This is a genomic window from Streptomyces sp. NPDC048349 (genome assembly GCF_040651925.1).
Lineage (GTDB): Bacteria > Actinomycetota > Actinomycetes > Streptomycetales > Streptomycetaceae > Streptomyces.
The window spans coordinates 1-12,081 of the sequence record NZ_JBEZLA010000109.1 but is presented as its reverse complement, the minus strand read 5'-3'; the positions used below and the strand labels follow the sequence as shown (position 1 = coordinate 12,081).

Sequence of the window (12,081 nt, the reverse complement as noted above, 5' to 3'; positions counted from 1 at the left end):
ACCGTCTGCAGGAACAGCGGGAGGTAGAAGACGCCGCCGACGGTGACGAAACCGACGAGGAAGCCGATCAGGGCGATGAGGCTGAAGTTGCGGTTGCGGAAGACGTGCAGCGGCAGGATCGGCTCGGCAGCCTTGGTCTCGGCGTAGAGGAACGCGGCGGTCGACAGGACGCTGATGACGATCAGCCCGATGATCTGGCCCGACCCCCACGGGTACTCGGTACCGCCCCAGGTGGTGACCAGCACGGTGGAGGTGATGGCCGCGGTCAGCAGCGCCGCGCCGAGGTAGTCGACCTTGGGGCGGGGGCCCTGCGCCGTCTTGGGGAGGTGCAGGACCGCGGAGATCATGACGAGCGCCACGGCGCCGAGCGGCAGGTTGATGTAGAAGGCCCAGCGCCAGCCGAGGTGGTCGGTGATGGCGCCGCCGATCAGCGGGCCGCCGATCATGGACAGGGCCGAGATCGCGGCCATGACGCCCTGGTACTTGCCGACTTCGCGGGGCGGGATCAGGCTGCCGATGATCGCCATGGCGCCGACCAGCAGACCGCCGCCGCCCAGGCCCTGGACCGCCCGGAAGGCGATCAGCTGGCCCATGTCCTGGGCCGCGCCGCACAGCGCGGAGCCGATCAGGAAGAGCACCACCGAGGTGAGGAAGACGCCCTTGCGGCCGTACAGGTCGCCGGCCTTCCCCCACAGGGGGGTCGAGGCCACCGTGGCCAGCGTATAGATGGTGACCACCCAGGAGAGGTGCTCCAGGCCACCGAGTTCACCCACGATCGTGGGGATCGCGGTACTGGTGATCATGGTGTCGAGCGAGGCCAGCAGCATCGCGATCATGACCGCCGTCAGGACGACCCGCACGGTGCGCGGCTTCTCACCCCCGGAAGTCCCGGCAGAATTGGCTGAGTCCCTGTCCACCCCGTCCCCTCCCCTGACCTTCTCCGTGCAGCGCTCGCCGGACGCCACTTACTTGCCGCCCGGCTAGTTCACGATTAAGGTAGACCTGTAACTAGCCGGGCGTCAAGTAAGTTCGCGAGCCGAGGAGATTCCATGTCCAGCAGCACCACGCAGAGACGGCGCGGGGACACGCGCCAGCGCATCCAGGACGTCGCGCTGGAACTCTTCGTCGAGCAGGGCTACGAGAAGACCTCGCTGCGCGAGATCGCGGAGCGGCTGGAGGTCACGAAGGCGGCGCTGTACTACCACTTCAAGACCAAGGAAGACATCATCGTCAGCGTCTTCGAGGACCTGACGCGGCCGATCGACGAGCTCATCGCCTGGGCCGAGGCGCAGCCGCCCACCCTGGAGACGAAGCGGGAAGTACTGCGCCGCTACAGCGAGTCGATGGGCGCGGGGGCCTCGCTGTTCCGCTTCATGCAGGAGAACCAGGCGACGATGCGCGAGCTGACCATCGGCGAGACGATGAAGGACTGGATGTCCCAGCTCGTGGAACTGCTCCGCACCCAGGACGGCCCGCTCACCGATCAGGTCCGGTGCGTGAGCGCGCTGTTCACGCTGCACGCGGGGATGATGTACCTCCAGCACGTGGACGGCGACCCGGAGGAAACCCGCCTGGCGGCCCTGGAGGTCGCCACGGACCTCATCACCCAGGCCCACCACGCGGCGTAGCCCGCGGGCCCGCGACGCGGCACGCGGTGTTGCGCGGAGCGCGGCCCGTGCCTCAAGGCGGGGCACCTGGCACGGATGCGGCTCGGAGCGGCGCCGGGCACCCGGCACTCGGCGCCCGGCACCCCGGCACGCACAGCGGAGCGGCACGCGCCCCCACCCACAGGGGCTGCGCCGAGGGGCGAAGGTCGGGGACGGGCCGGAAACGGTGAGGGCGCCGGCCCCGCGGGGTCGCGGGGCCGGCGCCCTCGGGCGTTGCGGGGGTCAGCCGGCGGTCTTGGAGCCGAGCCCGCCCGGCGTCTTCGGTGCCCAGGCGGGGGAGGCCGCGGCCTCCTTCGGATCCGGCTCGCGCATGCTCACGCGCCAGCCGTCCTCGCCGCCGTTGCCCGTGGCGCGGACCTGGATCTCCTTGATCTGGGCCGTGCCGTGGAAGTACAGCACGACCACCTGACGCGTGGAGCCCTCGTCGTAGAAGTCCGCCGTGACCTTGCCCCGGGCTCCCTCACGGAACGCCGTGACCCAGTTCTCGGCGGTCTTCCGCGCGTCGCCCTCCGCATCGCCGTCGGCCGCGAGGGAGGCCAGGTCGGCCGTCTTCCCGTCGGCCAGCCGCCACAGCACCTGCTGGGTGATCCGCAGGGAGCCCGCGGACGGGTAGCCGACCACGGCCAGCGGCTCGTGGCCCGCGTAGTCGCCCGCGTACGCCGCGCCGCCGTCACCCCCGCCCTCCCCGGCCGAGCAGCCGGTCAGCAGGCCGACCGCCAGCGCGGAGCAGAGGAGCGCGGACCGCAGGGCCGTGGCGGGCTTCACGAAGCGCCCACCGGACGCACCATGACGATCTTGGTGATGGGGTCGGAGGTCCCCTTGTACCGGGAGATGATCGCCTGGAGCGTGGTGTGGTTGGTCAGACCGTGCTGGGCGACGCTGATCTGGCCGTGGTTGTTGCCGGTCACGACCGACGCGTGGTTGAACACCGAGTCCCTCTTCCACTTGAAGAACAGGATGTCGCCCGGGCGCAGCGAGTACGTGTTGGCGATGTAGCTCTTGGACCGGTAGCCGAAGTGCCGGCGCAGGTTCTCGGCCGCCGACCACGTGTAGCTGTTCTTCGGCCAGCTGACCCAGCTCGGGTTGCGCCACCAGGCGCTGTCCTTGGTGTACCAGCCGGTACGGGTCTTCATGCCACCACCGTAGAAGAGGGCCTTGGAGACGAAGTTGGTGCAGTCCTGACCGTAGTCCCACTTGATGCCGGTGTTGTTCCAGGCCCAGTTCGCCGTGCCGCTGCCGCGGACGTTCGCCGCGTACCGGGCCGTCGTGGCCCCGGCCTCCGGCGCCCCGGACACCGGGAAACCGTCCGCGTCGAATTCGACGGCGCCCGTCTCGTCGGCCGGTTCGCCCGTGCTCTCGCCCGGAGCGGCCGCCACCTGGACGCCCGCCGCCGCGGTCGGCGACAGGGTCTGCCCGGCCTCGGTGTCGTCGGACTCGCTCTCCAGCTTCGCCGCGCCCCCGGTGACGGTGAACACGAACCGGCGGGTGGTCTTGTCCTCGGACACCTGGTCGACACCGTCGACCCGCAGGGTCAGCGTCTGGACGACGGTGGTGCGCACCACGACCCGGTCGGCCGTCGCACCCTTGCCGACCATGGTCTCGGTCAGCGCCGCGGAGGCACCGACGTACGCCTGGCCCTTGGACTCCATCGCCTCCCGCGCGCCGACGAGGGCGCCTTCCTGCACGCCCAGCACGTCGCCGAAGACGGTTCCGTGCGGGGACTCGGCAGTCGCGTCGGCCGCCGTCAGGCTGACGCCGGTGGCGACCTTGTTGCGTGCGCTCAGGTATGCCTGCACGTAGTCGGTGTAGCGCGTCGCCCCGCCGGTGACGGCGGCGCCCTGGACGAGCACGGAGCGCGTCACCGGCCCGTTGCCCACGGCGTTCTTCGGCGTCACCGACACCCGGTAGGACAGCGTGTTGTCCAGCCCGGTGAACACGGCGCGCTGCGCCGTGCCCTCCCAGGTGCCGGCCACGGTGCCGTCGCTCTTCTCGGCCTTCGCCACGTACGTGACGTCACCGTTGGCGCCCGCGTCCAGCGGGGCGTTCCAGGTGGCGAGCAGACCGGTGTCGCCGGCGGTGGGCACGATCTCGCTGATCGCGCCGGGAACCGTCGGCGGCAGGTACTCGATCGTCAGCTTGGGGCGCTGCGCGGCGTCCGCCGCCGCAGCCGAGTGGTAGACCGCCCCGGCCGCCGTGTCCGGAACGGTGAGCGCCAGGCCCTCGTTCGCGCCGCGGTCGATCCAGGACTGCACGAGCATGCCGAGGTCGGTCTCGGCCAGGGATGCGCCGGAGGCGAAGGCGTCGGTACCGGCGGCGGTGAGGAGCTCCTTGCCGCTCTGCGCCGGGGTCCACGCGCCGGACAGCTCGAACACGGCGGGCTTCTGCGCCTCGCACGGCGCGGTGCAGTCGGCGCGGGTCAGCGACAGCTTCGCGGAGGTGACCCGCGCGCCCTTCGGGAGGGCGGCGAGGTCGGCCTTGAGCCGCGTCGCCCACGGGTGGCCGTCGACCGTGCCGATGTGCAGCCGGCCGTCCGGCAGGGCGACGCAGCCCGGCGTGTCGCAGTCGGTGGCGGCGGAGGCGCCGCTCAGCGCCGCGTCCCCGATGACCAGGGACTGCGCGGCGGGCAGGGCGGGCAGCGGCTGGAGCCGTACGGTCAGGCTCTGCTCGGCCGACCAGGGCGAGCAGCCGACGCTGGTGCACGCGCGGGCAGCCCACTTGTAGGTCGCACCGTCCACCAGCTTGCCCTCCGGCACCTGCACGGCGGCCCGGCTGCCGCTCTCGCGCGACACGGGCGGCAGGGCCAGGTCCGCAACCGGCTTGCCGGCGGCGTCCTTGACCGAGAACTCGGCGCTCACCCTGCCCTGCGCGGGGTCGATGGCGACCGCGGACAGGATGGGCGTCAGGGTCTGCTGGGCACCCGCCTGGAGGTCCTGCGGGACACCGGGCAGCGCGCTGACGGTGAAGGTGGCCCAGGCGGACCACTCGGTGTTGTAGTGCGTGCCGTCGTAGGGCGAGGTACGGAAGCGGTAGGTGCGCCCGTGCTGGAGCACGCCCGCCGGGACGACGACCGAGGCGGGGGTGCCGGCGGCGACGTACGGGGACACCAGGACGTTGCCGACCTGGGTGTTGGTCGCCGCGTCGAAGATCTGGAAGGAACCGGTGACCTTGTCGCCGTTCGGATCGGCGAAGGTGTCGCGCAGGGTCGGCGTCGTCGTGTCGACGCGCCAGGCGCCCGTCTTGTCCTGGGTGTACGGAGGACCGGCCTGCTGCTTGGTGCCGGTGCGCGGACGGTGGTTGTAGGTGACCGTCAGCTTCGGCGGGTTGGCCGTGGCGTTGGCGGAGTTGACCCGCTTCCACTGTCCGACCACCGACTCCGAGGAGGCCCGCAGGCCCATGCCGGAGTACGTCCACTTCTGGCTGGCCCAGTGCTGCGCGAGGCCGGTGACGTCGGCGTTGATCCAGCCGTCGGGTGCCGAGGTGCAGGCGGCGTTGCCGCGGGTCTCGGTGGAGGTGGCGTACTTGGTGACCATGGCCGGCTGGTTCGTCCAGCGCGAGGCGGTGGAGGCGTTGTTGGCCGTCCACACCTCCCACGGCTGGGCGGTGCAGTCGGTGTTGCCGGACTGGAAGTTCCACAGCGACAGCTTCGCGCTGGAGACCAGCGAGTCCGCGAGGGGAGCGGTGTTCCAGGTGATGAACGAACGGGCGGTACGGGGCGTGCCGTCCGCGTTCTTCGTACCCGGGTTGCCGAGGTCGAGTTCGGTGTCGTTGGACCAGTCGACGGTCTCGCCCTGCTGGACGTAGGTGTCGAAAAGGCTGCCCAGCGCCGAGGTGGACGGGTCCACGGTGACCGGGTACTTGGTCGCCGGGTCGGCGAGGAACTTCGCGTCCGGTGAGACGACGAGGTCGACGGCCCCCTTCTTCTGCACGACCTTCATCGCCACCGGCACCTTGCGGGTGTGCTCCCCGGAGACCGGGTCGACGGTGGAGTCCCACATCACGGGCGCGGGCATGACGGCCGTCTTGCGGCTCTTGCGGTCGGTGAACTGCACGCTGCCGTCGGACAGCTGCTCCACCTTCAGGCCCTTGGCCGTCAGCGGGAGGGTGTACGAGTACCCCTCGGCCGCCGGGCGCTGCTTGAGCTCGACGAACTGCTCGAATCCGGTCCGGGTCGCCTCGATGACGACGTCCCCACCGGGCACGGCGTTGGTGTACTCGGCACGGGCCCCGTCGAGCTTGGGGGCCGGCAGGGCGCCCTTCCACTGGAGGGTGATCTGCTGGTCGCCGGCCCCGAGGGTGACCAGGTCGGTGGCGGCCTCGGCGGCGGCGGCCGCGGCCATCGGGCCTGCCTTGCGGGCACGTCCGGCGCCGGCGCCGAGGGTGAGGCCGTGCGGGTGCGCCTTGGAGGCGACGGAACCGTCCGCTCCGCGGGCCAGGCTGACGTCGACGTCACGCCAGGCCCTGGCCTGCTGGTCGTAGAAGCGGATCGGGCCGGCGGACACCTCGGTGGTGAGGGTCCCGTCCGGGTTCACCCACGTGGTCGCGGTCTCGGACCGCTCGGACACGGCCTCGACCCGGTGCCCGGCCTTGCGCGCGGCGACGCGCGCGCGGGCGATGTCCACCTCTTGGGTCACGGCCTGGGCGGCGTCGGCGGCGGTCCGGCTCTCCGGATCCTTCGCGGGAGCGGCATCCGCCGTGTTCGCACCCTGCATGAGGGTGGCGGACACGGCGATCGCTGCTCCGGTGGCTATCCATCTGGAGGTCCCCCCGGACCTCCACCATCCGCGTCGCGTCGCGGACAGACGAGTGGTCATTGTTCCCCAGTCTTGGTCGGTCGCCACCGGATCGGTCTCGGTGGGCTGGGGAAACATAAACCCGCCGGTAGGGTGCTTGAGGGGCGCTCAAAGGTCCCAACTGCCGCAATCCGCAAGGAATCCACAAGGAATCCACACCTCCGGTGACGCGGTTCACACCCAGCGCCAGCCGATGAGGCTCTCGCGCTCAGAGGAGCCGGCGGTCCTCGGCGGCGATGGGGACGTCGTTGATGCTGGCTTCGCGCCGCTTCATCAGGCCGTCGCCGTCGAACTCCCACTGCTCGTTTCCGTGGCTGCGCCACCACTGGCCGGCGGCGTCGTGCCACTCGTACGCGAAGCGGACGGAGATGCGGTTGCCGGTGTACGCCCAGAGCTCCTTGCGGAGCCGGTAGTCGAGCTCGCGCTCCCACTTCTCGGCGAGGAACTCCCGGATCTCGGCGCGGCCCGTGAGGAACCGGTCGCGGTTGCGCCAGACCGAGTCCTCGGTGTACCCGAGGGCCACCCGCTCCGGATCCCGGCTGTTCCAGGCGTCTTCGGCGGCCTGGACCTTGGCGCGGGCCGACTCCTCGGTGAAGGGCGGCAGGGGCGGACGTGTCACGGCGGATCCTTCCGAAGTGGAGAACGGTCGTTCTCCACCGTACGAGAACGAACGTTCTCCCCGCAAGGGAAATCGGGCTACCCTGCCCTCATGGACGACGAAGAGGCCCGCACCCGACTCCTGGACGCGGCGGAGGCGCTGTTCTACGCCGACGGCATCCAGGCGGTCGGCATGGACCGCATCCGCACGGAGTCCGGCGTCCCCCTCAAACGGCTCTACCGGCTCTACCCGGCGAAGGAGTCCCTGGTCACGGCGTACCTGGAGCGCCGCGACCGCCGCTGGATGACGAGTCTGCGCGAGGCGGTGTCAGGGGCGGCGGACCCGGTCCCCGCCCTCTTCGACTGGCTGGCGGACTGGTTCTGCGAGCCGGACTTCCGGGGCTGCGCGTTCCTGAACGCGTACGGGGAACTGGGCCCGGGCGGCCCGGCGGCCGTCCTGGACGTCGTACACCGCCACAAGGCGGAACTCCGGTCCCTCCTGTCGGACCTGGCCGGCCCGGGCGAGGAGCTCCTGGCGGACCAACTCCTGATCCTGGTCGAGGGCGCGACGGTGGTGGCCGCCCTGGACCCGGGCCCGGCCCCGGCCCGGCGGGCCCGGGAGGTGGCGCAGCGGCTCCTCGACACCCGTGCGTCCGCAGGAGGGTGAGCCGTCCTCTCGCAGCGGGACGCGGAGCCGCCCGTGCCGCCCGTGCCGCCCGTGGTGTGACGGCACGGAGGCTCCGCCCCGGAGCGGCGCGACGCGTCCGCCGCCGGCCCGGCGTGAGGCACGGAGCACCATTCCGGCAAACGGCGTAGCGGGGTCCGCGACCGCTCGCTGCCCCCTGCGCGCGGCCGTAGCGTCACGAGCGGGACCCCCACCCTTGGACAGGGACTCACGGACCCACGGACTCAGGGACTCACGGACTCACGGACTCACGGACTCACAGCCTCACGGAATCGAGGAACCGAGATGGCAGTTCTGGTCTACAACTGGAGCGCGGACTGGACCCCGGAGCAATACCAGGCCGTCCACGACCGGGTGCTCCCGGACCCCACGAACCCGCCGGCCGGACTCCTCGCCCACGTCGCATCACCCAGCGACCGGGGCGGCTGGCAGGTCATCGACGTGTGGGAGTCGGAGGCCGACTTCCGGCGCTTCACGGAAGAAAAGGTCATCCCTGCCGCACAGGACCTCGGGGCGCCGCCCTTCGAGACGAAGGTGACCGAGATCTACAACCACCTGATCCCGTAGTCAGCCCGCGCCGGCCGGCTCCCCGCGCAGGCTGTCCCGGCCGAACGCCTCGTCGTACGTCTCGTCGTACGTCTCGCTACGGACCACACGCCGCCGCAACAGTCGGCCGCCCTGCCGGTCGGCCCCGGTGGCGTCCGCCATGTCCGCGAACCGGTTCCGGTTCGCGGATCCCGGCTCCTTCACCTGCTCGTCCGGCGCCGCCAGCTGCCGTTGAAACGAGTCCCGCCGCCCGCCTACCCGAATGCGGTATCGGTGAGGTCCGGCCCACGCCCGTAGATGAGGTCGGGAGCCTGGAGACCGTAGCCCTCGGCCCGCCCGTAGTACGTCGGCTCGCCAGGCTCCGCGCCGACTCCGAGCAGCTGGTCGAGCTCCTGCAGTGCCGACGCGAGCCGGGGTGCGTTGTTGGCGTGGATGGCCGGGTGCGGTTCGCCCCGGAAGTCACACTGGCCCCACACGTCGTGGTACACGGACAGTTCCGCCGAGGGTCCGATCTCGTCGGGTGACACCATGAGTTCGACCAGGCGGTACTCGGTGTGGCGTGTTCCGCTCGCGTCGAACCAGGCGCCGGATCCCAGCACGACGATCCCGCCCATCTCCGCCTGCGGATGGCCGCCCGGCCGGCAGGCGCGGAGGTCAGCGGGCAGCGCCGGATCATCGAACGAACGCCCGACGAGGTCCAGGCGGCTGTGGATGCCCAGGCCGCCCTTGCCGAGCTGGAACCAGTTCCACTCAAGCGAGGCCGGCTCCAGCAGACCGTGCTTCTGAAGCACCGCACCCATGCGCGCCGCGGTCCTGAGCGCGGACTCCAGACCGGGCTCCGCCACGTCGTCCAGGTCCCAGAACCACGAGCCGCACTCCTTCGGCGCGCGCATCAACATCGACATTGCCCCTTCCAGATGCCGAGCGTGCGCAGCCTGCTCTTCCGGAGTCAGCGCGGCGCTAGGTCCAGGCGATTCAGAGGCACCACGGCCAACAACACCGTCTGGGGCTTCACCCGCACCGGTGTGGGTTCCGCCGTTGCCGCCAAGGTTGGGGCCCTCCGTGTGGCCTGCGCCGGATGGCGCGCCCTCGGCCTGGCCGGAGCTCTCCAAGTTCACGGCCCGCGCCGAGGATGCACGCCTCGATGCGTGCTGAAGGCCCCTCGTACTCGCACGTGACAGTCGCGTCCAGTTGCGGTTCTCCCTCTCGCTCTCCGGAGAAACGTCGACCGATTGGATGTGGACGCCGAACGCCTCAGGCAGCACTCAGGCAGTCGCCTCAGGATCTGCTGCTGCCTCTGTCAGGAGGCCGTACATCACGAGTAGTACTCCCTGTAGAGGTCGATCACCCGCTGGGGCATCGGCTTACCGATCGCGAGCCGGCGCACCCTGCGTCCCCGCCGCGGATGCTGCCGTCTACCCGAATACGGTGTCGGTGAGGTCCGGTCCCCGCCCGTCGATGATGTCGGGAGCCTTGAGTCCGTAGCCCTCGGCCCGCCCGTAGTACGTCGGCTCACCGGGCTCCGCCGCGACTCCGAGCAACTGGTCGAGCTCCTGCAGGGCCGAGGCGAGCCGCGGCGCGTTGTTGGCGTGTATGGCCGGCTGCGGCTCGCCCAGGAAATTACACTGACCCCAGACGTCGTGGTATACGGACAGTTCGATCCACCGGGGTCACCATCGGGATCTGCCACCTCCACATCACCGACCGCGACGCCGAAACATCCGGCAAGTGCGACGGCCACGGTCTCCGGGCTAACGAAGTCGGCGGTAAGGAGGTTGTACGTCACGGATGCGTCCCTCTGTAGCTGTTCAGGGCTTCGACGTCGCTGGCCGAAGCTGACCGCTAGCGGGACGCCCGGTCCACGAAAGCACCGATGAGCTCGGCCGCGGCAATCTCATCGAGCGGGACCAGGCCTGCGCTCTTCCTTGCCTCTTCCGTCTCCGGGAGCCGGTCCGTCGGCTCCCAGCGCAGATCCCGGCCGAATACCTCGTCATGACGCTCGCCCCGCACAATGCGGCGCCGCATGAGGGGCTCCCGATTCTCACCGACGGCGTAGTACGAGATGCGTCCCTTGGCATCCAGGGCGTCGAGCACCCTCTCGCTGAGCGCATGGAAGGGCGGGGTGCCGAGATTGCCCTGCGGGGTACCCAGCCGGAACGACACTCCGGTCAGGTCGAGGCCACCTGCGTTGTCCCGCAGGAACTCCCCGCCCCGCTCGTAGAAGAGGACCAGGGGCTCGTAGAGGTCGGGCAGGTCGGGCAACGCCGCCGGGTTCTGCTCGCGGAGTTCCGCCAGGCGCACGGCGCCCGCACACGTGGCTTTCAGAGCCGATCCGGGCACGCGGCTCAGGTACTCTTCGAGCTCCGCCGCCGTTTCGGGGGAAAGTCGGAATTCTGGGTCCACGTATTCCGTGACATCGAAGAAGGGCCAGGCTCTTTCGGCCGAGTACGCCTGCGCCCACAGGGCTGCCCGCCTCAGATACTCACGCATGAGAATGCGCCGGGACATGACGCGCGCGAGCACGTCGTCCCAGTCGCCGACCCATTCCACCGCACGGAGCCGGTTCAGCATGACGGATGCGGTCCGGTCGGTCACTTGAGCTCAATTCCCTTCGATCGCAGCTCCTGGAACAGGGCTGCCACCACCTCGTCGATGTTGGAGAGACCCGGTGCCAACTCGACCCTCGGTACGTCCAGGCCCAGCCCGCCCCAGTGGCCGAAGCCACCTCTGCGCTCACTCGTCGCGAGCTCATGGGCGCCGGCATCGGCCCAGCTCTCCGGCCAGGTGTGAAAGTACCCAGATTCGGTCTCGTTGGCGTAAGACTCCCACATGTGCGGCTCATCTCTCAGATACGGTATGCCCGCCTCGATGAACTGGCTCTCCACGTACTCATGCGCAATATATCGCTCGAACTTCACCGCTTCATCGGGAGTCAGACTGCGCTGACTGGCCGCCTGCCAGATATCGGCGATGTCGTGACGGGGCGTGAAATACGCCTGCCGCGCGACACCTGGCGCCTCGGCCACCACGTGCTGGGTGAGGAAGAAGTGCGTGCGGACGCGATCCAGCACGGTGGTACTGATGCCTGTGCTATCCGAGATGCTCGCAATGTCCAGGGTGTGCGGGTCGGCCCGCACCTGGTCGTAGAAGCGTGCCGCCGGGACGTCGTCGGGCTCTTCGATGTAGCGAGCGCCGTCCGGCCTGACCTCGGATCCACCAGGGAGTGTCGGCTGGTCCGGCAGACCGGCGGGCCCTTCGGGCAGGGAACCGCCCGCCCCCTCGCCGCCCAGCGGGTGGCCGGGGCCATCGCCGTGGCTACCGGTCCCACTTGTGTCACCGTGACCGCCTGTTGGGGTATCCGCGTGGGACGCACCACCAGTGGGCGTAGTGTCACCGTGGCCGCCGCCCGTGGACGGGCCGTCCGTGTGGCCGGTGCCGGTCGGGGGTTCGTGACTCGCGGAAGGGCCCCTGCCATGGTCGTATGCGTTGCCGCCCGGGGTGTGGTCTCCCGCGTGGCCGCCGGGGGTGGTGTCGGGGCGGGTGGCGGGAGTGTGGTCTGCGGCGCGGACCGGGTCGGAGATGTTGGAGCCGACGCGGGTGATGTCGTCGGCGGGACCGCCGACGGTCGTCAGGACTCGGTCGGGGGCCTCGACCTTGGCCGGGGTGGCGTGCAGGGGGGCGTCCGGCTTCGGGGCCGGGGTCGTGTCCGGGGTCTTCTCGACCGGGGCTTCGTCGATGTGCTGGTGGAGGCTGCCGTCTGCCTTGTAGTAGTTGCCGTCGCCGTCGAGGTACTTCG

General features: G+C 70.4%; 11 protein-coding genes and 2 pseudogenes. 3 read left to right on the top strand and 10 right to left on the bottom strand.

The window, feature by feature from the left end:
• On the bottom strand, positions 1 to 917 hold a 917-nt coding region (locus AB0D44_RS33220), incomplete at its 3' end, for an MFS transporter (protein WP_362598260.1).
• 132 nt (positions 918 to 1,049) lie between these two features.
• Here AB0D44_RS33220 and AB0D44_RS33215 point away from each other — a divergent pair.
• Positions 1,050 to 1,628, top strand: a complete 579-nt coding sequence (locus AB0D44_RS33215) for a TetR/AcrR family transcriptional regulator (protein ID WP_362598257.1) — start codon at positions 1,050 to 1,052, stop codon at positions 1,626 to 1,628.
• Positions 1,629 to 1,889: 261 nt separating this feature from the next.
• On the opposite strand, the gene AB0D44_RS33210 is transcribed toward AB0D44_RS33215, so the two are convergent.
• From AB0D44_RS33210 to AB0D44_RS33195, 4 genes and pseudogenes are all read right to left on the bottom strand, one after another.
• Positions 1,890 to 2,432: a hypothetical protein gene (locus AB0D44_RS33210; RefSeq protein WP_362598254.1), complete on the bottom strand. Its 543-nt coding sequence runs from the start codon at positions 2,430 to 2,432 to the stop codon at positions 1,890 to 1,892.
• Positions 2,429 to 4,402: an amidase domain-containing protein gene (locus AB0D44_RS33205; protein ID WP_362598266.1), complete on the bottom strand. Its 1,974-nt coding sequence runs from the start codon at positions 4,400 to 4,402 to the stop codon at positions 2,429 to 2,431. Before AB0D44_RS33205 ends, AB0D44_RS33210 begins: the two co-directional genes overlap by 4 nt.
• Before the next feature lie 219 nt (positions 4,403 to 4,621).
• A pseudogene (locus tag AB0D44_RS33200) lies at positions 4,622 to 6,376 on the bottom strand (DNRLRE domain-containing protein); the annotation flags it as partial.
• 289 nt (positions 6,377 to 6,665) lie between these two features.
• A complete protein-coding gene (locus AB0D44_RS33195; protein ID WP_362598251.1) occupies positions 6,666 to 7,076 on the bottom strand; it encodes a nuclear transport factor 2 family protein in 411 nt (136 codons plus the stop codon).
• A gap of 90 nt (positions 7,077 to 7,166) precedes the next feature.
• Here AB0D44_RS33195 and AB0D44_RS33190 point away from each other — a divergent pair, with 90 nt between their 5' ends.
• Both AB0D44_RS33190 and AB0D44_RS33185 read left to right on the top strand, forming a co-directional pair.
• Entirely contained in the window at positions 7,167 to 7,721 is a 555-nt protein-coding gene (locus AB0D44_RS33190; RefSeq protein WP_362598248.1) for a TetR/AcrR family transcriptional regulator, read from the top strand.
• A 303-nt stretch (positions 7,722 to 8,024) separates the two neighbouring features.
• Positions 8,025 to 8,306 (top strand): hypothetical protein, encoded by a 282-nt coding sequence (locus AB0D44_RS33185; protein ID WP_362598245.1) that lies wholly within the window; start codon positions 8,025 to 8,027, stop codon positions 8,304 to 8,306.
• Here AB0D44_RS33185 and AB0D44_RS33180 read toward each other — a convergent pair whose 3' ends face one another.
• The 5 genes and pseudogenes from AB0D44_RS33180 to AB0D44_RS33160 form a co-directional block, all read right to left on the bottom strand.
• Positions 8,307 to 8,489, bottom strand: coding sequence for a hypothetical protein (locus tag AB0D44_RS33180; RefSeq protein WP_362598242.1), 183 nt, complete (start codon positions 8,487 to 8,489; stop codon positions 8,307 to 8,309).
• Between the two features lie 50 nt (positions 8,490 to 8,539).
• Complete coding sequence (locus tag AB0D44_RS33175; RefSeq protein ID WP_362598263.1) at positions 8,540 to 9,184, bottom strand: hypothetical protein; 645 nt, start codon at positions 9,182 to 9,184, stop codon at positions 8,540 to 8,542.
• Positions 9,185 to 9,700: 516 nt separating this feature from the next.
• A complete protein-coding gene (locus AB0D44_RS33170; RefSeq protein WP_362598239.1) occupies positions 9,701 to 9,826 on the bottom strand; it encodes a hypothetical protein in 126 nt (41 codons plus the stop codon).
• A 301-nt stretch (positions 9,827 to 10,127) separates the two neighbouring features.
• Positions 10,128 to 10,880 (bottom strand): hypothetical protein, encoded by a 753-nt coding sequence (locus AB0D44_RS33165; protein ID WP_362598236.1) that lies wholly within the window; start codon positions 10,878 to 10,880, stop codon positions 10,128 to 10,130.
• Positions 10,877 to 12,081: pseudogene (locus AB0D44_RS33160) on the bottom strand (hypothetical protein); the annotation flags it as partial. The pseudogene AB0D44_RS33160 and the gene AB0D44_RS33165, both read right to left, overlap by 4 nt.